This window comes from Chromobacterium haemolyticum DSM 19808, assembly GCF_000711885.1.
In the GTDB taxonomy this organism is placed as follows: domain Bacteria; phylum Pseudomonadota; class Gammaproteobacteria; order Burkholderiales; family Chromobacteriaceae; genus Chromobacterium; species Chromobacterium haemolyticum.
In genome coordinates this window covers 155,760-178,424 of record NZ_KL543995.1, presented here as the reverse complement: position 1 = coordinate 178,424, position 22,665 = coordinate 155,760, and the positions used below count along the sequence as shown (strand labels likewise).

Annotated in this window: 16 protein-coding genes; 9 read left to right on the top strand and 7 right to left on the bottom strand. The window is 65.1% G+C overall.

Translation table 11 applies throughout. The features are described 5' to 3' along the window. Positions 1–3 precede the first annotated feature (3 nt). Genes BR71_RS20500 through BR71_RS20490 form a run of 3 tightly spaced genes read left to right on the top strand, consistent with a single transcriptional unit; the run spans position 4 to position 3,127 of the window. Entirely contained in the window at positions 4–723 is a 720-nt protein-coding gene (locus BR71_RS20500; protein WP_043641636.1) for an ABC transporter ATP-binding protein, read from the top strand. After that, complete coding sequence (locus BR71_RS20495; protein ID WP_208854919.1) at positions 720–1,730, top strand: HlyD family secretion protein; 1,011 nt, start codon at positions 720–722, stop codon at positions 1,728–1,730. The genes BR71_RS20500 and BR71_RS20495 overlap by 4 nt, the downstream gene beginning before the upstream one ends. After that, complete coding sequence (locus BR71_RS20490) at positions 1,727–3,127, top strand: efflux transporter outer membrane subunit (protein WP_162179243.1); 1,401 nt, start codon at positions 1,727–1,729, stop codon at positions 3,125–3,127. The genes BR71_RS20495 and BR71_RS20490 overlap by 4 nt, the downstream gene beginning before the upstream one ends. Before the next feature lies 1 nt (position 3,128). On the opposite strand, the gene BR71_RS20485 is transcribed toward BR71_RS20490, so the two are convergent. From BR71_RS20485 to BR71_RS20455, 7 genes are all read right to left on the bottom strand, one after another. Next, complete coding sequence (locus BR71_RS20485) at positions 3,129–4,550, bottom strand: ATP-binding protein (RefSeq protein ID WP_043641633.1); 1,422 nt, start codon at positions 4,548–4,550, stop codon at positions 3,129–3,131. Next, entirely contained in the window at positions 4,547–5,197 is a 651-nt protein-coding gene (locus BR71_RS20480) for a response regulator (RefSeq protein WP_043641631.1), read from the bottom strand. Before BR71_RS20480 ends, BR71_RS20485 begins: the two co-directional genes overlap by 4 nt. 72 nt (positions 5,198–5,269) lie before the next feature. After that, positions 5,270–5,698, bottom strand: a complete 429-nt coding sequence (locus BR71_RS20475; protein WP_043641965.1) for a MarR family transcriptional regulator — start codon at positions 5,696–5,698, stop codon at positions 5,270–5,272. A gap of 19 nt (positions 5,699–5,717) precedes the next feature. Further along, complete coding sequence (locus tag BR71_RS20470; protein ID WP_052370924.1) at positions 5,718–6,137, bottom strand: DUF488 domain-containing protein; 420 nt, start codon at positions 6,135–6,137, stop codon at positions 5,718–5,720. Between the two features lie 302 nt (positions 6,138–6,439). Continuing rightward, a complete protein-coding gene (yiaY, locus tag BR71_RS20465; protein WP_043641630.1) occupies positions 6,440–7,570 on the bottom strand; it encodes an L-threonine dehydrogenase in 1,131 nt (376 codons plus the stop codon). 99 nt (positions 7,571–7,669) lie between these two features. After that, a complete protein-coding gene (locus BR71_RS20460) occupies positions 7,670–8,371 on the bottom strand; it encodes a MarC family protein (protein ID WP_043641629.1) in 702 nt (233 codons plus the stop codon). A 258-nt stretch (positions 8,372–8,629) separates the two neighbouring features. After that, positions 8,630–10,156, bottom strand: coding sequence for an amino acid permease (locus BR71_RS20455; RefSeq protein ID WP_043641628.1), 1,527 nt, complete (start codon positions 10,154–10,156; stop codon positions 8,630–8,632). Between the two features lie 800 nt (positions 10,157–10,956). On the opposite strand from BR71_RS20455, the gene BR71_RS20450 reads away from it, so the two are divergent. The 6 genes from BR71_RS20450 (at position 10,957) to BR71_RS20425 (ending at position 22,660) form a co-directional block, all read left to right on the top strand. Continuing rightward, the gene (locus BR71_RS20450; RefSeq protein ID WP_052370923.1) at positions 10,957–11,937 is read left to right on the top strand and encodes an isocyanide synthase family protein; all 981 of its coding nucleotides are present in this window, start codon (positions 10,957–10,959) and stop codon (positions 11,935–11,937) included. A 35-nt stretch (positions 11,938–11,972) separates the two neighbouring features. Beyond that, the gene (locus BR71_RS20445) at positions 11,973–13,760 is read left to right on the top strand and encodes an L-tyrosine/L-tryptophan isonitrile synthase family protein (RefSeq protein WP_043641627.1); all 1,788 of its coding nucleotides are present in this window, start codon (positions 11,973–11,975) and stop codon (positions 13,758–13,760) included. 68 nt (positions 13,761–13,828) lie between these two features. Further along, complete coding sequence (locus BR71_RS20440) at positions 13,829–15,082, top strand: glycosyltransferase (protein ID WP_052370921.1); 1,254 nt, start codon at positions 13,829–13,831, stop codon at positions 15,080–15,082. Positions 15,083–15,197: 115 nt separating this feature from the next. After that, a complete protein-coding gene (locus BR71_RS20435; protein WP_043641625.1) occupies positions 15,198–16,448 on the top strand; it encodes an MdtA/MuxA family multidrug efflux RND transporter periplasmic adaptor subunit in 1,251 nt (416 codons plus the stop codon). Between the two features lie 15 nt (positions 16,449–16,463). Continuing rightward, on the top strand, positions 16,464–19,565 hold the full coding sequence (locus BR71_RS20430) for an MdtB/MuxB family multidrug efflux RND transporter permease subunit (protein WP_043641624.1): 3,102 nt from the start codon (positions 16,464–16,466) through the stop codon (positions 19,563–19,565). Continuing rightward, positions 19,562–22,660 carry a multidrug efflux RND transporter permease subunit gene (locus BR71_RS20425; protein WP_043641622.1) on the top strand — a complete coding sequence of 1,033 codons (3,099 nt, stop codon included), beginning with the start codon at positions 19,562–19,564 and terminating at the stop codon, positions 22,658–22,660. Before BR71_RS20430 ends, BR71_RS20425 begins: the two co-directional genes overlap by 4 nt. The last annotated feature ends 5 nt before the right edge of the window (positions 22,661–22,665 follow it).

The window sequence follows — 22,665 nt, the reverse complement described above, 5'->3', positions numbered from 1 at the left end:
TTCATGTCCGCCTCTCCCGCCATCGTCGGCGAAAACCTGAACCGCTCGTTCAGCAACGGCAAGACCGAGCAAACCGTGCTCACCAATATCTCGCTGTCCATCTTGCCCGGCGAACTGACCCTGATCATCGGCCCCTCCGGATCCGGCAAAAGCACCTTGTTGTCCGTGCTTTCCGGCCTACTGCCGCCCAGCTCCGGCCGCGTCACCGCGCTGGGGCAGGAGCTGACCAAGCGGTCCATAGAAGAATTGAGCCGCTTCCGCCTGGAACATTGCGGTTTCGTATTCCAGGGCTTCAACCTGTTCGCCTCGCTGACCGCGCTGGAAAACGTGCTGCTGCCCCTGAACTACGGCCCCAAGATCACCAAGGCCGAAGCCGAGAAACGTGCGCAAGAAGCCCTGGAGCTGGTGGGCCTGGGCCCGCGCGCCAAGCTGCGGCCGATGGAGCTGTCCGGCGGCGAAAAACAACGAGTCGCCATCGCCCGCGCGCTGGTCAAGCGGCCCAGGCTGATGTTCGCCGACGAGCCCACCAGCGCGCTGGACAGCCACAACGGCCAAGTGGTGATCGACCTCTTGCACCAGATCGCCCAGGAACAAGGCACCACGGTGCTGGGCGTGTCCCACGACAACCGCCTGATCAAGCACGCCGACCGCGTCATCACCCTGGAAGACGGCCAGGTGGTCAAGGATCTGCGCGTCCATAACACGCCGATGGAGGTAGCATGAGCAGCCACGCGTCCAAGGGGACCTCGCAAAACCCGCTACGCGGCCCGATGGCTGCGTTGCTCCGCGCTCTCGAACCACTCGCGGCGGTTTTCCGAGCCCACTCCAAAAATTCTTGCCGGCTAGCCCTGCTGCCGGCGCTGGGCCTGCTGCTGGCCGGCTGTTCCGAACCGCCTCCTCCCGCGCCGGTTCAGCAATCCCCTTGGGCCGCCATCGCCAAGGGCCGCGTCAGCATAGAAGGCGGAGTGATCAATATCGCCGCGCCGCGCGCGGGCATTATCCGAGAGGTGTCCGTGGAGGAAGGCGCCGAGGTCAAACCCGGCGCGGTGCTGGCCCGGATCGACGACCGCGAAGCCAATCTGGCGATGAAGGTGCGCGAGCAGGAGCGCGACGAGGCGCGGCAAGCGCTGGCCCTGCTGCAGGTCAAGCACGCCATCGCTCAGCGCGAGCTGCAACGTGTGTCCGCGCTAAGCGGCGACGAGGTGGTGTCCAAACAGGAAAAAGACAACGCCCGCAATCAGGTCAGGCTCAGCGCCTCCGAACTGGCTCGTCAGCAGGCGGCGGTAGCCACCGCCGACGCGCAAGTGGCCGCCAGCAAACTGGAAGTGGACCAGCACGTGGTGCGCGCGCCGCTGGCCGGGCGCATCATCCGCCGTCAGGCCCGCCCCGGCGACGGCACCTCCACGCTGAACGTGACGCCGCTGTTCATGTTCGCCCCCAACGGGCCGCGCATCGTCCGCGCCGACCTGGAAGAACGTTACGTCAGCGTGGTAACGCCCGGACAGGCGGCGGAAGTGACGCTGGAGGCGGACGAAACCAAGGTCTACAAAGCCAAGGTGCTGCGGCTGGGCCAGGTGTTCGGCAACCGCCCGGACAACGACGACCCCAACGAGAAACAAGATGTGCGGGTGATTGAATGCGTGCTGGCGCTGGTGGACGCGCCGGAAATCCGCATTGGCCAGCGGGTGCTGGTGCGCATCTCCCGACAAGACAAGGCGGGCAAACCATGATGCGGCCCATCGCTCTGCTCCTGCTCCTGGCGCTTGGCGGCTGCGCCGGGATGGAACCTTCGCGCCCCGCGCCGGCGCTGCCGGAGCGCTACAGCCAGGCTCTGCCCGGCCATGCGCCGGACGCCCAAGCCTGGGACGGTTTCGGCGATCCCGGCCTCAGCCGGTGGATCGCGACGGTGCGCGAGGGCAACATCGACCTCGCCGCCAGCCTGGCGCGGCTGGACGCCGCGCGCGCCGAACTGGGCGTGCTCAACGCAGACCGCTACCCCAAGCTGGACTTCGAACAATCGGTGGAGCGGCGCAAGCTGTCCAAGTTCGATTTGGGCGAAGTGGGCGAAGACACCGCCAACCCCAGCACCCGCTACAGCACGCGGCTGGCGCTGGGCTATGAGGTGGACTTGCGCGGCCGGGTCAGCGCCGCGGTCCGCGCCGGCCGCGCCGATCTCAAGGCCAGCGGCGGCGACCTCGACGCGCTGGGCCTGAGCCTGGCGCGGCAGACCACGGAACTGTGGCTGACGCGGGCGGAGCTGGCCGCCGACATCGAACTGCTCCGGGAGGCCGCGCGGCTGCGCCAGCGCCTGCTGGCCGGGGTTGCCGCCAAACGCCGCGTCGGCCTGGCCAGCGGTAGACAGTTGCTGGAACCGGACAGCGAGGCCAGCGAAGCCGCCCGCCTGCTTGCCCAGCAAGGCGACGCGCTGAAGCGGATAGAACGCAGCCTGTGCCAGCTGGCCGCCCAGATGCCGAACGCCTGCGGCTTGCCGCCGGCGCGGCCGCTGCGCGAACTCAGGCTGCCGGAAGTGGGCGGCGAAGTGCCGGCCCGGCTGCTGCAACGCAGGCCGGACCTCAGCGCGGCCCAGGCCCGCTACGACGCCGCGCGCGCGCGCATCGACGAGGCGGAGGCGGCTCGCTGGCCGTCGCTGACGCTGAATGGCGGCCTGGGCATCAGCGCCGGCAGCTGGTCCGCATTGCGCGGCAGCAAGGTGCTGAACTGGTCGCTGTTGCCCCAGCTAGACATTCCGCTGTTCGACGCAGGCAAGCGCAAAGCCGAAGCCCAGCGCGCGCACTTTGCCGCCGCAGAACAATACGCGGCCTGGCGCGGCGCGGTCACCCGCGCGGTGTACGAGGTGGAAGACGCGGCCGCCGCCGCCCATTTCGCCGGCACGGACCAGGAAGCCAAGCAGCGGCAATACGTGGACGCCAGCCGCCGCTTGCGCGCCGAGCGCGACGCTCGCGGCGTGGGCCTCAGCGACGGCCAGGCGGAATGGCGCGCACAGCTGGCGCAGCTTCAGGCGGAACAAGGTGTGCAAGGCGCGCGCCGCCAGCAGCTGCTGGCGGCGGCCAATCTGATCGCCGCCTTGGGCGGCGGCTGGGAGGGCGCGGACAAGACCACGCCTTGAGCTATGCCGGCTGCGCCCCGCGCTCCGCGGCCGGGGCCTCCGGCGCGGCGCGGCGCGGCAGGCGGATTTCCACCCCCAGGCCGTTGCCGTGCAGGCCATCGGTCAACAGCAGGCTGCCGCCGTGCAGCTCCACCACCCGCTTGACAATGGCCAGCCCCAGGCCGCTGCCGGTGACGGTGTTGTCGGGCAGGCGCACAAAACGCTTCAGCACCTGCTCACGCCACTGCGGCTCGATGCCCGGACCGTCGTCCAGCACCGCCAGCCGCAGATTGGAGAACCCCTCGCTGACTTCCACATTGATGGACGCGCCGTCCGGGCAGTAACGGATGGCGTTATCCAGCAAATTATCCAGCAAGCTGTCCATCGCGCTGGCGTCTCCGCAGCAAGCCGCCGTCTGCGCGCCGTCGTAAGCCAGGGTGATGTTGCGCTCCATCGCCCGCGGCACATGCCGCGCCAAGGCCGCGCGCGCTAACGCCGCCAGGTCGAAGGACACCGGCCGCACCCGCGCCGACTCCGCGTCCAGCCGCGACAGCGTCAGCAGCTTGCCCACCAGTTCGCCGCTGCGGCCTATGCTGGCGTCCAGCAAGGCCGCCAGCGCCGCCCTCTCCTGCTCGGACTCCGCCCGCGCCAGCAAATGCACTTGCGCGCCAATCGCCGCCAGCGGCGTGCGCAGTTCGTGCGCGGCGTCGGCGAAGAAGCGCTGCTCTCCTTCGCGAAAGGTGGCCAGCCGCGACAACAGCTCGTTGACGGAATTGAACACCGGCCGCAGTTCCTGGTATTCGGGATCGGCGCAGGCCAGCGGCGCCGTCGATTGCACATCGCGCGAGGTAATGGTGGTGGCCAGCGTCGCCAAGGGCTGCAAGGCGCGGCCGTAGCCGACGCGCAGCAGCAACATGATGATGGGCACCGCCGCGATCAGCGGCATCAGAAAGAAGACCAAGATCTCGGCTTGCACCCGCTGCACGAAGCTGCGCGCCACCGCCAGCTGCACCTGCACCGGCGCATCGGCGGCGTCGACCACCAGGATGCGCCAGCGCCCCTGGTTGGCCGGCGCGTCGGCACTGACAGGCTGCGCCAGTTCCGGCCAGGTATTGGACACCGCCAGCAAATGCTGGCGCTTGTCGACGATGCGGTAGGCCAGCTCGCTGCGCAGCGGCGGCTTTTCGCTATAGCCATGGCCAAACTGGCCTATCAGTTGATCGACGATGCGCACGCGCTCCCCAGGCTTGACGTCGGCGCTGTACACAGTGGCCAGCGTGCGCGCCAGTCCGCGCAGATCCCCGTCCAGGTAGCCGGACCCCACTCGGGTCACTTCCCAGTAAAACCAGGCGAACAGGACCAGCCATACCGCCAGCAGGGAGCTCAGGCTGGTCCATAACAGCCGCCGGTAGAGCGAACGCCGCGCCAGCGAGGGAATGATCATGCCGGCTTGGGCAACAGATAGCCGACGCCGCGAATGGTGCGGATCCAGTCCGAACCCAGCTTGCGCCGCAAATTGTGGACATGCACCTCCAGCGCGTTGTCGGACTCGCAGCACAGATGCTCCACCAGGTGCTCGCGGCTAACCACCTTGCCGGCCTTGCGCACCAGTTCGAATATCAGCGCGAATTCCGACGGCGACAAGGCCACCGCCGCGCCGTTCATCGACAGCTCGCGGGTGTCGGCGTTGATGCATAAATCGCCGATCTGCCAATTGGCCGACACGAAGCCGCTGCTGCGCCGGGTCACCGCCTGCAGCCGGGCCAGCAGTTCCGGAATGGCGAAAGGCTTGACCAGATAATCGTCGGCGCCGTTGTGCAAGCCGGTCAGCCTGCTCTCCAGCGCGTCGCGCGCGGTCAGGATGATCACCGGCAGCGTCGATCCGTTGCCGCGCAACTCCTGCAGCAAATGCAGGCCCTCGCCGTCCGGCAGCCCCAGATCCAGCAGCAAGGCGTCCTGCGGCTCATCGGCCAGAAAGGTGCGCGCTTCTTTCAGCCTCCGCACCCAGACGGTGCGAAAACCGGCCTGGCGCAAGGCCTGCCCCAGCGCCTCGCCCAATGCCAGGTCGTCCTCCACCAACAATATGTTCACGGGATGTCTCCGCACGCCAAAGCAATGTCAAAATCATGCCAGAGCGCCATGGCAAAATCTACCGCGCCGGCGTCAATCCTGAGCTTGCAGCAGGTGGTCCAGGGACAGCACGTCGCCCAGCCGCCGCAGGGCCTGCAACTCCTCGCGGTGCTCGCGCGCCAGGCGTTCCGCCAGCGCCTCGCCCTTGGGCGTCAGCCGCACTTCCACGCAGCGGCGGTCGTCCCGCCCCGGGCTGCGCGCCACCAGTTGTTGCTGCTCGCAGCGGCTGATCAGACCCACCACGCTGTGGTGGTGCGACTGCAGCCGCTCGGCCAGCTCGGCCACCGTGGCCCAGTCCCGCCCTGGAAAGCCCTTGATCTGCAACAACAGCAGGTATTGCAGCATGGTGATGCCATGGCGCTGGGCCGCCTCTTCGCTAAAACGCTGGAAACGGCGCAAGCGGTAGCGGAAATCCGCCAGACGTTCGAAATCCTGCTTGGAAAAGCTCTGGGGGCCAGACACGCGGGGCACCTCCTCCGGCTCAGCCATCCAGCAAAGCGCGGTAGCACACCGGTGAAGCCAGCTCCCCCGCCTCGATGCGTTTTATCTCATCCAACTTGTCGCCCAGAAACTGCGCCAAGGCCTGCGCCGGCTGCCTCTCGCCGCCGCCGGCGTGCAGCAGCACCAGGCCGCCGCTGCGGCTGGCCTTCCACAGCGGCCACCAGCGCTGCGGGTTTGCCGCCAAATCGGCCCAATACACTTCACAGAATGTGGGCCAATGGCGTTCATCCTGACGCAGCCAGTTAAGCAGGCCGGGCGCCGGCGCCACGCTTTTCAGCCAGTGGCCGGCGTCCAGCGCCTGCCGCGGCAGGCCCTTTGGCCAGGTTTCCTCAATCAGAAAAGCGTTTTCAAGGCCCGGCCGGTATTCGCTCACCGGCAACAGGCGGATTGTTGCGTCCATTGCGTCACTCCTTAATTTCATCTGGCGGCGGAGGCGGTGCGGCGTCGTCAGAAATATCGTATTACGATATTTAATGGTCAAAAAAAGGCGGCTGGGCCGCCATTAGAAGCTGTTCTAAAGTCTTGCGAGCTAGAGCGAGACTTTGAACAGGCTCTTAGAGCCGCTAACAAAACCTCGCAGAGAACCTGAGCCAAGGCCCGCCGACGCTGGCAGTACTTGAGTACGGCAAGGAGGCGCAACGCAGGATCAGGGGTTTTGTTAGCGGGTCTTAAGCCGCGGTGTTTTGCACCGCGGCCATGCTATTACAGCGCGGCCTTGAAGATCGCGCAGATTTCTTCATGGCTGGCCTGGATCGGATTGGTCAGGCCGCAAGCGTCCTTCAAGGCGTTGGCGGCCAGCTCCGGAATATCCTCTTCCTTGACCCCCAACTGCGTCAATCCTGCCGGAATGCCTACATCGGCGGCCAATTGGCGTATGGCGGCGATCGCCGCTTCCGCGTTGGCGGCCACGCCCAGCGCCGCGCCGACGTCGGCCAGACGCTGGCCGGCCGCCTTGGCGTTGAAAGCCTGCACATGTGGCAGCAGCACCGCGTTGCATACTCCGTGCGGCAGATCGTAGAAGCCGCCCAACTGGTGCGCCATCGCGTGCACATAGCCCAGAGAGGCGTTGTTGAAGGCCATGCCGGCCAGGAACTGCGCGTAAGCCATTTGCTCCCGCGCTTCCATGTCCAGGCCGTGGCGCACCGCGCGGCGCAGGTGGCCGGCAATCAGCGTTACCGCCTTCAAGGCGCAGGCGTCCGTGATGGGCGTGGCGATGGTGGAAACGTAAGCCTCCACCGCGTGGGTCAGCGCGTCCATGCCGGTGGCCGCGGTCAGCGACGCCGGCATGCCGGCCATGGTTTCCGGATCGTTGACCGACAGCACCGGCGTGGTGTGCTTGTCCACGATGGCCATTTTGATGTGGCGGGACTCGTCGGTGATGATGCAGAAGCGGGTCATTTCCGAGGCGGTACCGGCCGTGGTGTTGATCGCCACCAGCGGCAGTTGCGGCTTGGCGGACTTGTCCACGCCCTCGTAATCCTGGATCTTGCCGCCGTTGGCGGCCACCAGCGCGATGCCCTTGGCGCAGTCGTGCGGCGAGCCGCCGCCCAGCGACACCACGGCGTCGCAATCGTGCTCGCGCAGCAGCGCGAGGCCGGCGCCCACATTCGCGGTGGTGGGATTGGGGTGCACGCCGTCAAACAGTACGGTGGCGATGCCGACGTCGCCCAGCAATTCCGTGACGCGGCCGGCCAGGCCGGTTTTCACCAAGCCGGTGTCCGTCACCATCAATACTTTGCGGTAGCCGTAACCGCGCATGGTCTCAACGGCTTGTTGCAGACAGCCCGCCCCCATCAGATTGACGCAGGGGATGAAGAAAGCGCTGGTCGCCATGGCAAGCTCCTGTTCTTAAGACATTTGTCATAAGCGCAGTATGCTTATTTTGGCCTATGCGGCATTTGCCTCACATCAAAAGATGTCCAATCATCCCGCTCACTTGTGCGGCAGCACGTCCTGCGCCAATTGGACAATCAAGGCGCCGAAGCCGTCCCACATGATCTGCACCCCCAGGCACAGCAGGATGAAGGCGGACAGCCGCAGAAACACCACCGAGCCGGTCTGCCCCAGATAACGCAGCAGCTTGTCGGCGTGGCGGTAGCACAGATAGACCAGCACGCTGCACACCAGCACCGCGCAGCCGCCGGCCAGCGGCGAGATCGCGTATTTGACGATGCCCTTGCCGGTATCGGTCAGCGAAGCGCCCATGGTGATGGCCACCGAGATGGAGCCCGGCCCCACCGTTAGCGGAAAGGTCAACGGATAGAAGGCGCGCTGCTTCAGCGCGTCGTGGTTTTCCGCCTGTATGGGCTGATCGGTGGAGGTGGGGCTGCTCTCCGGCGGCGCGTCGTTGAGCATGCGCCAGGCGGCGAAAGTAATCAGCAGGCCGCCGGACAATTGCACCACCGGCAGCGATACGCCGAAGAAAGACAGCACATAGCCGCCGGTGAACATGCTGCCCAGCAGCAGCAAGGCGCAATACATGGCGATGCGGCGCGCCAGGTAACGGCGCTGCTGCGGCGTATTGCGCGCCGTCATCGAGATGAAGATGGGCACCAGCCCCGGAGGATTCATGATCGGCAGCAAGGCTGCCATCACAAACAGAAACTTTGTTATGAATATTGTCAGCAACTGCATGGTGGAATGACTCCGAAACCATCAAATTCAGATCGAGAACGGCCGCGGGCACGGCGCCAGCCGCCATATTACACAATTCATCAATATTGCAACCGGCTCTCGCTCGGACTCCGGCGCCCCTCCCCGGTTCCGGCGCATCGAGCGCGCGCCTCTTTCCCGCGCGGAATCCATAACAATCAGTCTCTTACGAAAAACAGCCCGGCAATGCCGGGCTGTTTGACTCACTGCCGCCCCAAGGCCGGCAGAATTCACAACGGATCAGCGCGTGGCGGCGGCCAGCTTGCCGTTCTCGTTCTCTTGGCGCAAGGAACGAGCCTTGACCAGCGCCTCGCTGAAATCAATCTCTTCCAGCGCCACCATCCGTGTTTTGTGCTTGAACTTGTAGCCCAGCCACAGCGCCAGGAACAGCGGAATGCCCAGGTAGGTGGCGATCACCGCGCTCCAGTCGATATGTCCGCCTATGAAGGCCTCGTAGTTCTGGCCCAGCATGATCAGCAGGCACAGGGCGAAGGCGAACAGCGGCCCCAGCGGGAACCACTTGGCCTGGTAAGGCAGGTCGGCCAGATCATGGCCCTGCTTCACATAGGCGCGGCGGAAGCGGTAGTGGCTGATGGCCACGCCCAACCAGGCGATGAAGCCGGTCATGCCGGAGGAATTCAGCAGCCACAGATAGACCGCGTTGGTTTCAAACAGCGAGGTCAAGAAGCACAGCGCGGCGATCACGCTGGTGGCGTACAAGGCATTGCGCGGCACGCCGTTGCTGGACAGCTCGGCAAAGCGCTTGGGCGCCATCTTGTTGCGCGCCATGGTGTACAGCATGCGGGTGGACGCGTACATGCCGGAGTTGCCGGCGGACAGGATGGCGGACAGGATCACCGCGTTCATCAGGCTGGCCGCCATGGCGAAGCCGGCGCGATTGAACACCAGAGTGAACGGGCTGGCGCCCACGTCCTTCATATCATTCTTCAGCAGCAGCGGATCGTTGTACGGCAGGATCAGGCCGATGATCAGGATGGACAGCATGTAGAACATCAGGATGCGCCAGAAAATCTGCCGCACCGCGCGCGGGATGGTCTTGCCCGGATTGGCGGATTCTCCGGCGGCGACGCCGATCAACTCCGTGCCCTGGAAGGAGAAACCCACGATCATGGCCACGCCCACGAAAGCGGCCAGGCCGCCCACAAACGGGCCTTGTCCCTGCTGCATCACTGACAAACCCGGCGCGATGCGCTGCGGGTTGGGGTCGGTCATGATGCCGAAGATCATCAAAAAGCCAATGATGATGAAGGCGACGATGGTGGCCACCTTGAGCATCGAGCACCAGAACTCGGCCTCGCCAAAGCCCTTCACCGAGAAATAGTTGAGCACGAAGATGATCAACAGGAAGCCGGCGCTCCAGACGATGCCGGGCACCGCCGGATACCAGTAATGCATGATGATGGCGGCCGCGGCCAACTCCACCGCCACGGTGATGGCCCAGTTGTACCAGTAGTTCCAACCCTGGGCGAAACCAAAGGCCGGATCGACGAAGCGCGAACCATAAACCTGGAAGGAGCCGGACTCCGGCATGAAGGCGGCCATTTCGCCCAAGCTGGTCATCAGGAAGTAAACCATCAGGCCGATCAGGGCGTAGGCGATCAAGGCGCCGCCGGCGCCGGCCGACGCCACGGTGGCGCCGGAGGCCAGGAACAGGCCGGTGCCAATGGAGCCGCCGATGGCGATCATCGACAGGTGGCGCGCCTGCAAGGTGCGCCTAAGCTCTTGGCTCTCTTGTTTTTTTTCCATCTCTTTGTCTCAAGTGCGCCTGCTCGGCGACATTGCTTTCGGCTCGCTGCGGCCAGCCGGCGGCCTGTTGTCGCAACGACAGGCAGTCGTAATCGAAACGCAAAAGAATGACAGCAACCACGACTGTTGACTAGTCAAACATGGCTTTGGGGCTTAAAAAACGAAAATGTCATGTTCGCAAAGGAATATCGCACCCGGTTGGACTGCGACCAAGAGCCTGTGACGCGCCCCCGCAAGCCCCTCGCGATGGATCTGTCGCAGGAATCATACAGTTTTCACCCGTCCCGCCCGCTCCAGCACGCGGTTTAAAGCGCGGCGCGACCGAGTCGTCGCACCGTGGTTTCATGGGAAAACTCACAGTCGACAGCCGTCTTGCCCCGTTTACAAACAGTAATGAATCTCATTTGCAAAAATGACAAATAAAACCTTGTCATACAAAGATAAATTTAAATTTAATCCAAATTAAAACAAATAAAACATCACACACCGTCACAATCGTATTTACAATTTTCACACCCCCGCACTGAATAAAATACTAATCCAATCGAATAAAAAACCGCCCCCTCCTTATTCGTTCAATCCCTTCGCCATATCAATATAACGATTGCTCATAACTCTATAGCGGCTAATTTGTTCGCCCACTCTCGGCATCTGCCATAAAATGGCCACGCTTACTAAAAGCAAATCGTGTTCTTTCCATTATTTTGGTTACCACATAACGATAAGCAAAACGCTCGCGTATGAACGCGGGCAAGTGGCAATTCCATCGCTTTTGATTCCACAACCAATTGAGATAAACCATGAACGCCATTGTCGACCCTGTTTTTCACCCATTTGGAGTTTCCGCGGCGGATCTGGCCCGGCAAATACTGGGGCTGGTTTTCAAACTGCGCCGCATTCACCCGGAGGATCTAACCGCAACGGAAGATCTGGACGCGGAAATGGCCCCTCACCTTCCCAAGATTCAAGCCGCCGTAACCCGCCGCCAGCCGCTGCAAATGATTCTGCCTGCCTTCCCCGGCAAATCGCCCAATCGCAATAAAACCCTGGGCGCGATGCCCGATTTGGCCGAGCGCCACGCGATGGATAATCTGCATCAGCTTTGCAGAGACATTCAAAGCATCTACCCGCCGGGCGCTCAAGTCGCCATTTGTTCGGACGGATATTGTTTTTCCGACGTGGTGTATATCCCGGACGCGGAAGTCGCCGCCTATATGGACGACTTGATTCGCTATGCGCGGCAGCGCCATGGAGACAGCTTTCGCTTTTACGACTTGAAAGATCACTTCAGCTATATCGGCGACCTGGTTTCGCAGCGCGAAGAATTGCTGATTCTTTACAGCGACTCCATCGAGCAGATCAAACGCCAATGCCAGGACGAACCTGCGATGCGCGCGATGTACCAGGGCATTACCCGCTTCCTGTTCGAGGACGCGCAAGGCATGGAGCGCTTTGCCGGCCACAGCAAGACCAGTTTGCAGAAAATGGCGCGCGCCAACGCCTATCGAGTGATTCAGCGCAGCAACGCCTGGAGCCGGCTGCTGGAACGCGCGTTTCCAGACAGCTTGCGCCTGTCCATCCATCCGCAATTTCGCGTGTCGTCCAAGATCGGCGTGCGGCTGGTGGACAGCGTCGATGCCTGGCTGACGCCCTGGCACGCGGCCGCGATCAAGCACGAGCACGGCGTGATGTTGAAAAAGCGCAGCGACATCGACGAAAACCAGTCCGCCTTGGTCTTTGTCGACGGCCGGCCAAGCCACTTCATCGCCACCGCCGCCTGAAGCCCCTCCCCTTATTGTTCATCTCGAGTATCGCCATGCAAAACGAACCCCTTGTCGCTTCCATCGTCTCCATTTTGCTCGACGCCTTCCAGGGCGATGCGGACCACCCGCAGCTTGAGTCCTACCGCCAGGCGCTGAGCGCTCAAGTGGAGCGCTTCGTGCGCCGGCAACAGCCGCTGCAACTGCTGCTGCCGGGCTTTCCGCTGAAATCCCCCAACACCCGCGACAAAACCGCGTCCGACCGCCCCGACTACGCCGAATACGCGGCGCTGGAACAGCTGGACCAACTGTGCCGCGCCGTCGGCCGCGTCTACCCGGCCGGTTGCGCGCTGGAGCTGTTCAGCGACGGCCTGAGCTTCCACGACCTGCTGGACATCCCGCGCGACACGGCCAACGACTACCACCGCCGGCTGCGCGCGCTCTACGCCAGCCCGGTGCTGCGCTGGCATGACTACGCCAGCGTCCAGCCCGGCTTCGACCGCCAGCGAGACCGCGCGGAAAGCGTGCTGCGCCGCTACCTGCCCGCCGCGGCCGCGGACTTCTCCCAGCCGCTGCCGGAAAACCAGGCCGGACGTCAGCCGCAATGGCTGGGCCTGCTGCGCGAAGACAATGCGGCGCGCGGCATCGCCGAGGCCGAAGACTGGCCGCAACGAGCGCTGCGCCTGGCCTGGCGCGGCATCGCGCTGGACGCGATGCTGGCCGAACACTTCCCGGAAGCCATCCGGTTGACCATCCACCCATCCGGCTCGCCCGGCGGCAAATTCCCCATCCGCCTGTCGCCGGCCCAAGCCGAGGCGGCCTTGCCCTGGCACCGCGTCTACCTGCTGAACCTGGCCGGCCGCGGCGAGCTGGTCTCCAAGCGCCAGGCGCAGGACGCGCGCCGCGCCAAGGCGGTGAGCTTCGCCGGCCACCCCTGGCTCTACCTGGAACAAACCGGCGCGGAATGGGAAGGTTGCGAACTATCGGTCATGCTGGCCGGCCGCTTCGGCCTGTTGATCGAAAACCGCCGCCCCGGCGCCAACTGCCTGTCGCTGCCGCGCCCGGCCTTGACCCGCTTGGCTCAGCTCTTCGGCTTCGTCGCGCTGCGCGGCTTCGCCGTGGAGGACGAGGGCAATCTGATCGACTTCAGCGCCCAGTTCGGCACCCCTTACATCTGGCAGTTCGGCGCGGTGCACAAGGTCAAGCCGGAGGAAGACGCCGACGGCTTCGTCCACTCCTTCGAGGAGCTGCCGCTGCACTGGGATTTGAGCATGCTGCCAGCCGACAATGAGTTCGTGCGCAAGAACCCGCGCTTCAGCGCCAGCCTGTTCGCGCTGTATTGCAAGACAGCGCCGCAACACGGCGAAGGCCAGACCACGCTGGTGGACGCGCGCAACATCCTGCGCCAAGTGCCGACGGCCACGCTGGCCGAATGGGAGCGGCTGCAAATCCGTTACCACACCAAGTTCACCTATTTCGGCGGCGACGCCCGCGTCTATCCGCTGGTGGAAACCCACCCGGACACCGGCGAAGCGGTGCTGCGTTTCCAGGAGAACAGCAACTCCGAACTGCAAAAGTTCTTTGTCGACGTGGAAGAACGCGCCGACGACTACCCCAACCTGGTCCAAGAATTGCTGGAACGGGCTTACGCGCCGGAAAACCTGATTGAGCACGACTGGCACGACGGCGATCTAGTGCTGATCGACAACTACAACAGCCTGCACGGCCGCCGCGCGATGACACGCGCCTCGCGCGGACGCGAACTGTGGCGTGTCCAGGTCCACAAAGGCCAAGAACCGGTTCAAAGACTCGCGAGCAAGGGCGAGATCGTAAACACGTTCTAAGGCCCGCCCCGCGCCGTCCGGCCCCGCCGGACGGCCTTGCCTCCCTCTCCCATCTCCCAAGAACCGCCATGAACCCACGCAAGCAGAAAATCCTCTTCGTCGGCGAGGCCGTCACCCTGGCCCATGTCGCCCGCCCCTATACGCTGGCCGCCGCGCTGCCCGCCTCGGACTACGATATCCATCTGGCCGCCGCGCCGCGCTTCGATTACCTCTACCAACGCCAGGACATCCATTACCATCCGCTGCTCACCAAGAGCTGCGAAGATTTTCTTCACGCCGTGGACAACGGCAAGGCCTTGTACCGCCGCGAGGAAATCATCGCATACGCCGAAGAAGAATTGCGCCTGATCGAACGCCTGGACCCGGACATCATCGTCGGGGACTTCCGCCACTCGCTGGGCATCAGCGCCGCGCTCTCCGGCAAACCGCTGATCAACCTGATCAACGCTTACTGGAGCCCCCACCGCCGGCCGGAGCCGCTGCCGGTGCCGGAGCTGGCCAAGATCAATCTGCACCGCCTGCCCGTGATGACGCCGCTGATGCGCTGGATCACCCCGCTGGCCACCCGCTTGCTGGCGCGCTCGCTCAACCGCGCCCGAGCCCATTACGGCCTGGCCCCGTTCGCCAATTGCTTCGAAGCCTGGAGCCACGGCGATCAAGTGCTGTACTACGATTCGCCGGAGCTGGTGCCGCTGGGCCCGCTGCCCGCCCACCACCACTATCTGGGCCCGGTCACCTGGTCGCCGGGCGGCCCGTTGCCGGACTGGTGGCCGCAACTGCAAGACCGCCCCACCGTCTACCTGTCGCTGGGTTCCTCCGGCAATCTGGCCCTGCTGCCCACCCTGATAGATCAACTGCTGGGCGAAGGGCTGCAAGTCATCGCGAGCACCGGCCGCCGCCAGCGGCTGCCGCAGCGCTCCGGCCTGTTCAGCGCCGACTTCCTGCCCGGCGAGGCCGCCGCCGCCCGCGCGGACCTGGTGATTTGCAATGGCGGCAGCCCCACCAGTTACCAGGCGCTGCAACAAGGCCGCCCGGTGATCGGCATCCCGTCCAATATGGACCAGCTGCTGGCAATGCGGCATATCGAAGCCTACGGCGCCGGCGTCATGCTGCGCCGCCACCACATCGAAACCGGCCGGCTGCCGCCTCTATTGCGGCGCATGCTGTCAAAACCGTCCTATCGCCAGCGCGCGCAACAACTGGCCTGGCATTTCGCCGCCACCCGCCCGCACCTTACATTTCGACAAGTCTTGCAACAATTCGACATACAATCGCCGGCGCAAGCAAAGCCCGGTTCAAACAAGGAGCGCATAATGCCGTAAGCATCGACCCTCGGCCTGCTGCGGCGCCCCTCACCGCCCATCCATGTCGGCGGTCGCCTTTGAACGATCCGGAGCGGCCCTCGCCGCTCCAACGCCGCACTCCTGGAGCCCCGCCGTGACCCAATCCGCCGCCCCTCGCCGCCCTTTTTACCGCTCTCCGCTGTGCTGGGGCCTTATCGTCGCGCTCGCGCTGGGCGGCTGGTGGTGGCGGCAACACACGGCCGCGGACCCCGCGGGCCAACGCCGCGCCGCGCCGCCGGCGGCCGTGGGCGTGGCCGCCGCGCAGCGGCAGAACGTCCCCTTGCAGATCAGCGCGCTGGGCACCGTCAATTCCACTTACACCGTCACCGTGCGCAGCCGCGTGGACGGCCAGCTGGACAAATTGCATTTCGAAGAAGGCCAGCCGGTCAAACAAGGCCAGTTGCTGGCGGAATTGGACCCGAGGCCATTCCAGGCCGCGCTGGCCCAGGCCGAAGGCCAGTTGCTGCGCGACCAGGCGCTGCTGCAAAACGCCCAGTTGGATCTGAACCGCTACCGCCAACTGCTGGAACAGAACTCCATCGCCAAACAGCAAGTGGACACCCAGGCGGCGCTGGTACGCCAGTACCAGGGCACGGTCAAGCTGGACCAGGGCGCGGTGGACAACGCCCGGCTGCAGCTCAGCTACAGCCGCGTCACCGCGCCGGTGTCCGGCCGCGCCGGCCTGCGCCAGGTGGACCCGGGCAACATCGTCCACGCCAGCGACGCCAACGGCTTGGTGGTGATTACCCAAACCCAGCCCATCAACGTGCTGTTCTCCGTGCCGGAAGTCAGCCTGGGGCCGGTATTGCGGGCCAGCCGCGCCCAAGCCGGCCTCGCGGTGGAAGCCTGGGACCGCGACAACCGCAACAAGCTGGCCGACGGCAAATTGCAGGCCATAGACAACCAGCTCAACACCAGCACCGGCACCGTCAACCTCAAGGCCCGCTTCGCCAACGCCGACGAGGCCCTGTTCCCCAATCAATTCGTCAATGTGCGCCTGAGCCTGGGCGAACAGGAAAACGCCGTCACCGTGCCCGCCGCCGCTGTGCAGCTGGGCAAGGCGGGCAGCTATGTCTATACCGTCAACGCGGATAGCAGCGTGAGCCTGAACCAGGTGAGCGCCGGCGCGCGCGTCGGCGACATCGTCGTCATCGAACAAGGCCTGAAGCCCGGCCAGCGCGTGGTGGTGGACGGCCTGGACAAACTGCGCGACGGCGCCAAGGTCACGGTGGTGGACCGCGCCGCGCAAAACCTCCAGGCCGCCCAGGCCGCTGGCAAAAACGGACGCCACAAACGCGACGGCAGCGGCGCGGCCGGCAAACGCCGCGCCTCGGCGGCGCAATAAGCGCGGAGAAACGGCATGAATCCCTCGCGCCTGTTCATTTTGCGGCCGGTGGCCACCACCTTGCTGATGGTGGCCATTCTGCTTACCGGCCTAGCCGCCTGGCGCATGCTGGCGGTGTCCGCCCTGCCGGAGGTGGACTACCCCACCATCCAGGTGGTCACCCAATACCCAGGCGCCAGCCCGGAAGTGATCACCTCCTCCATCACCGCTCCGCTGGAACGCCAGTTTGGCCAGATGCCCGGCTTGTCGCAGATGTCGTCCACCAGTTCCGGTGGGGCCTCGGTGATCACACTGCAGTTCGGCCTGGAACTCAGCCTGGATGTGGCCGAACAAGAAGTGCAGGCGGCCATCAACGCCGCCGGCAACCTGTTGCCGTCCGACCTGCCCAATCCACCGGTGTACAGCAAGGTCAATCCGGCGGACACCCCCATCATGACCATTGCCGTCACCTCGCCCACGCTGCAACTGACCAAGCTGGAAGACCTGGTCGACACCCGGCTGGCGCAGAAGCTGTCGCAAGTGCCCGGCGTGGGCCTGGTCAGCATCAGCGGCGGCCAGCGCCCGGCGGTGCGCATCCAGACCAATCCGCGCCAGCTGGCCTCGCTGGGCCTGACGCTGGAAGACGTGCGCACGGCCATCGCCAGCGCCAACGTCAACCAGGCCAAGGGCAGCTTCGATGGCCCGCACCAGGCCTCCACCATAGACGGCAACGATCAGCTCAAATCCGCCGATGAATACCGCGGCGTCATCATCGCCTACCGCAACGGCGCGCCCATCCGCTTGTCCGACGTGGCCCAAGTGGTGGATTCGGCGGAAAACATCCGCCTGGCCGCCTGGGCCGGCGCCACTCCCGCCATCATTCTCAATGTGCAGCGCCAGCCCGGCGCCAACGTGATCCAGGTGGCTGACCGCATCAAGAGCCTGCTGCCGCAGCTAAGCGACACCCTGCCCGGCGCGGTGGACGTCAAGGTGCTGAGCGACCGAACCGTGACCATACGCGCCTCGGTGGCGGACGTGGAGTTCGAACTGATGCTGGCCATCGCCCTGGTGGTGATGGTGATCTTCCTGTTTTTGCGCAATGTGCCGGCCACTGTCATCCCCGCGGTGGCGGTGCCGCTGTCCCTGGTGGGCACCTTCGGCGTGATGTACCTGGCCGGTTTCTCCATCAACAACCTCACCTTGATGGCGCTGACCATCGCCACCGGCTTCGTCGTGGACGACGCCATCGTGATGATAGAAAACATCGCGCGTTACATCGAAGACGGCGAAACGCCGATGGCCGCGGCGCTCAAGGGCTCCAAGCAGATAGGCTTCACCATCATCTCGCTGACCATCTCGCTGATCGCCGTGCTGATTCCGCTCCTGTTCATGGGCGACGTGGTGGGCCGGCTGTTCCGCGAATTCGCCGTCACCCTGGCGGTGTCCATCCTGATCTCGGCTTTCATCTCGCTGACGCTGACGCCGATGATGTGCGCGCGCCTGCTCAAACACGTGCCGGAAGACAAGCAAGGCCGCTTCTACCACGCCAGCGGCCGCTTCTTCGACCGTGTGATCGCCCGCTACGGCCGCATGCTGACCTGGGTGCTGGAGCGGCAGACGCTCACCCTGCTGGTGGCGCTGGCCACCGTGGCGCTGACCGCCGCGCTCTATCTGGCCATGCCCAAAGGCTTCTTTCCGCTGCAAGACACCGGCGCCATCCAGGGCGTCAGCGAGGCCTCGCAGTCCATCTCCTTCAGCGCCATGGCGCGCAAGCAGGAAGCATTGGCGCAGCAGCTGCTCAAAGACCCGGCGGTGGACAGCCTGTCCTCCTTCATCGGCGTGGACGGCAATAACGCCGCGCTCAACAACGGCAGGCTGCTGATCAACCTCAAACCCAAGGAACAGCGCGACGATATCCGCACCGTGCTGAGCAGGCTGCAACACCAGGCCGACGCGGTGCCGGGCATGGCGCTCTATCTGCAGCCGGTGCAGGACCTGACCATAGATTCCCGCGTCAGCCGCACCCAGTACCAGTTCACGCTGCAAGCCACCAGCGCCGAGGACCTGTCCGCCTGGACGCCCAAACTGGTGGAAAAGCTGCGCCGGCTGCCGCAGCTGGCCGACGTGGCCAGCGACTTGCAAGACAAGGGCCTGCAGGCCTACGTCAACATCAACCGCGACACCGCCGCGCGGCTGGGCGTCAGCACCGCCGCCATCGACAACGCGCTGTACGACGCCTTCGGCCAGCGGCTGATCTCCACCATTTTCACCCAGACCAACCAATACCGCGTGGTGCTGGAAGTGGACCCTCAGCACCAGAAAGACCCGCTGTCGCTGAAAAGCCTGTACGTGCCCACCGCCAACGGCGGCCCGGTGCCGTTGGACGCGGTGGCCAGCATAGAGGAGCGCCCCGCCGCGCTCGCCATCAACCACCTGGGGCAATTCCCCACCGCCACCGTGTCCTTCAACCTGGCCCCCGGGGCCTCGCTGGGCGCGGCGGTGGACGCCATCCGCCAGGCAGAGGCCGAGCTGGGCCTGCCGGCCAGCATAGACACCAAGTTCCAGGGCGCGGCACTGGCCTTCCAGGCCTCGCTGTCCAACACTCTGTGGCTGATCCTGGCCGCCATCGTCACCATGTACATCGTGCTGGGCGTGCTGTACGAAAGCTATATTCATCCCATCACGATTCTCTCCACCCTGCCCTCGGCCGGCATCGGCGCGTTGCTGGCTCTGCTCTTGTCCGGCAACGATCTGTCGGTGATCGCCATCATCGGCATCATTCTGTTGATCGGCATCGTCAAGAAAAACGCCATCATGATGATAGATTTCGCGCTGGAAGCCGAACGCGAACACGGCATGAGCCCGCGCGACGCCATCTACCAGGCCTGCCTGCTGCGCTTCCGCCCCATCCTGATGACCACCATGGCCGCGCTGCTGGGCGCGTTGCCGCTGATGCTGGGCGGCGGCATGGGCTCAGAGCTGCGCCAGCCGCTGGGCGTGGCCATGGTGGGCGGCCTGCTGCTCAGCCAAGTGCTCACCCTGTTCACCACCCCGGTGATCTACCTGGCCTTTGACCGGCTGGCGCGCCGCCTCCGCCGCAAGGCCAAGCCGGCACTGAGCGCCGAGGGCGAGGCATGATCCCCTCCGCCCCCTTCATCCGCCGCCCGGTGGCCACCACCCTGCTGACCCTGGCCATCCTGCTGGCCGGCTTGCTGGCCTTCAAGCTGCTGCCGGTGTCGCCGCTGCCGCAAGTGGATTTCCCCACCATCTCCGTCAGCGCGCGCCTGCCCGGCGCCAGCCCGGAAACCATGGCCGCCACCGTGGCCACTCCGCTGGAACGAGCGCTGGGCCGCATCGCCGGCGTCACGGAAATGACCTCGTCCAGCTCGCTGGGGTCCACCCGCGTCACCTTGCAGTTTGAGCTGGACCGCGACATCGACGGCGCCGCGCGCGACGTGCAGGCCGCCATCAACGCCGCGCGCTCCCTGCTGCCCACCGGCATGCCGTCCAACCCCACCTACCGCAAGGTCAACCCCGCCGACGCGCCCATCATGATCATCGCGCTGACCTCGGACAGCCTGAGCCGCGGCCAAATGTACGACGCAGCCGACACCATCCTCGGCCAGAAGCTGGCCCAGGTGGAGGGCATAGGCGACGTCAACGTGGGCGGCGGCGCGCAGCCGGCGGTACGGGTGGAGCTGAACCCGCGCCAGCTCAATCATTACGGCATCGGCATGGAAACCGTGCGCGCCGCCATCGCCGGCACCAACGCCAACCGGCCCAAGGGCTTTCTGGAAAACGACGAACGACACTGGCAGGTGCAGGCCAACGACCAAGCCACCAAGGCCAGCGACTACCTGCCGTTGATCGTCAGCTACAAAGACGGCGCCGCGGTGCGCATCGCCGACGTGGCCGAGGTCAAGGATTCCGTAGTGGACCTGCGCAACGCCGGCCTCCTGGGCCAGCAGCCGGCGGTGATGCTGATGCTGTTCCGCCAGCCCGGCGCCAACATCATCGAAACCATAGACCGGGTCAAGGCGCTGCTGCCGCAGCTGCAAGCCTCCATCCCCGCCGCCATCAAGATGCAAGTGGTGATGGACCGCAGCCCCACCATCCGCGCCTCGCTGCGGGAAGTGGAGCGTTCGCTGCTGATCTCGGTGGCCCTGGTGATCCTGGTGGTTTTCCTGTTCCTGCGCAACGGCCGCGCCACCGCCATCCCCGCCATCACCGTGCCGGTATCGCTGGTGGGCGCCTTCGCCGTGATGTATCTGGCCGGCTTCTCTCTCAACAATCTCAGCCTGATGGCGCTGACCATCGCCACCGGCTTCGTCGTCGACGACACCATCGTGGTGCTGGAAAACATCGCCCGCCACATCGAAGGCGGCATGAAACCGATGCAGGCCGCCTTGCGCGGCGCGCGCGAAGTCGGCTTCACCGTGCTGTCCATGAGCGTCTCGCTGATCGCCGTCTTCCTCCCCATCCTGCTGATGGGCGGCGTCATCGGCCGGCTGTTCCGCGAATTCGCCGTCACCCTGTCCGTGGCCATCCTGGTATCCCTGCTGGTCTCGCTGACCACCACGCCCATGCTCTGCGCGCGCTGGCTCAAACCGCGCGAAGAACGGCCGCCCGGCCAGCTGTTTCAATGGAGCGAGCGCGTCTTCGACGCCATGCTGGACGGCTACCGCCGCAGCCTGGACTGGGCCTTGCGCCACGGCCCGCTGATGATGCTGATCCTGGCCGCCACCATAGGCCTCAACGTCTACCTCTACCTGGCGGTGCCCAAGGGCTTCTTCCCGCAACAGGACACCGGGCGGCTCAACGGCATGATACGCGCGGACCAGAACATCTCCTTCCAGGCCATGCAGCAAAAGCTGCAGCGCTTCATCACCGTGGTGAGCCGTGACCCGGCGGTGGACACCGTGCTCGGCTTCACCGGCGGCGGCCAGCGCAACAGCGCCAATATGTTCGTCAGCCTCAAACCGCTGAGCCAACGCAAGGAAAGCTCGGACCAAGTCATCGCCCGCCTGCGCAAAACCCTGGCGCGCGAACCCGGCGCCCAGCTCTTCCTGCAGGCGGTGCAGGACATCCGCATCGGCGGCCGCGCCAGCAACGCCCAGTACCAATACACCCTGCAAGGCGACGATCTGACCCAATTGCGCGAATGGACGCCCAAAGTCCAGCAAGCGCTGATGAAGCTGCCCATGTTGGCCGACGTCAACACCGACCAGGAAGTCAAAGGCCTGCAAACCACGCTGGTCTTCGACCGCGACGCCATGGCGCGGCTGGGCCTGACCCAAGCCCAGGTGGACGCCGCGCTCAACGACGCCTTCGGCCAGCGCCAGGTCTCCACCATCTACAACGCGCTCAACCAATACCGCGTGGTGATGGAAGTGGCTCCGCAATATTGGCAAGGGCCGGACGGGTTGGACAGCATCTTCCTGCAAACGCCGGGAGGCCAGCCCACCCCGCTGTCCGCCGTCGCCCGCTGGGCGCCCGGCAACACCGCGCTGTCGGTCAACCACCAAAGCCAGTTCGCCGCCGCCACCGTCTCCTTCAACCTGCCGCCGGGCGCCGCGCTGTCCGACGCCACCGACGCCATCAACCAGGCGCTGGCCGGCGTCGGCCTGCCCAGCAGCATCCACGGCAGCTTCCAGGGCAGCGCCAAAACCTTCCAGGCCTCGCTGGACAGCCAGCCGCTGCTGATCCTGGCCGCGCTGATCGCCGTCTACATCGTGCTGGGCATGCTCTACGAAAGCGTGGTGCATCCCGTCACCATTCTCTCCACCCTGCCCTCGGCCGGCGTCGGCGCCCTGCTCGCCATCATCGCCACCGGCGGCGAATTCAATGTCATCGCGCTGATAGGCGTGCTGCTCCTGATCGGCATCGTCAAAAAGAACGCCATCATGATGATAGACTTCGCGCTCAGCGCCGAGCGCGAACAGGGACAAACGCCGGAACAGGCGATACGCCAGGCCTGCCTGCTGCGCTTCCGCCCCATCATGATGACCACGCTGGCCGCGCTGTTCGGCGCGCTGCCGCTTGCTCTGGGCCGCGGCGACGGCGCCGAGCTGCGCACTCCGTTGGGCATCTCCATCGTTGGCGGCCTGCTGCTCAGCCAACTGCTGACCCTGTACACCACCCCCGTCGTTTACCTGTATCTGGACCGCTTCCGGCTGTGGTGCCGCCGCTGGCGGCCCGCGCGCGCCGCGCTGAACCGCGGAGCCGAGGAATGAAACCC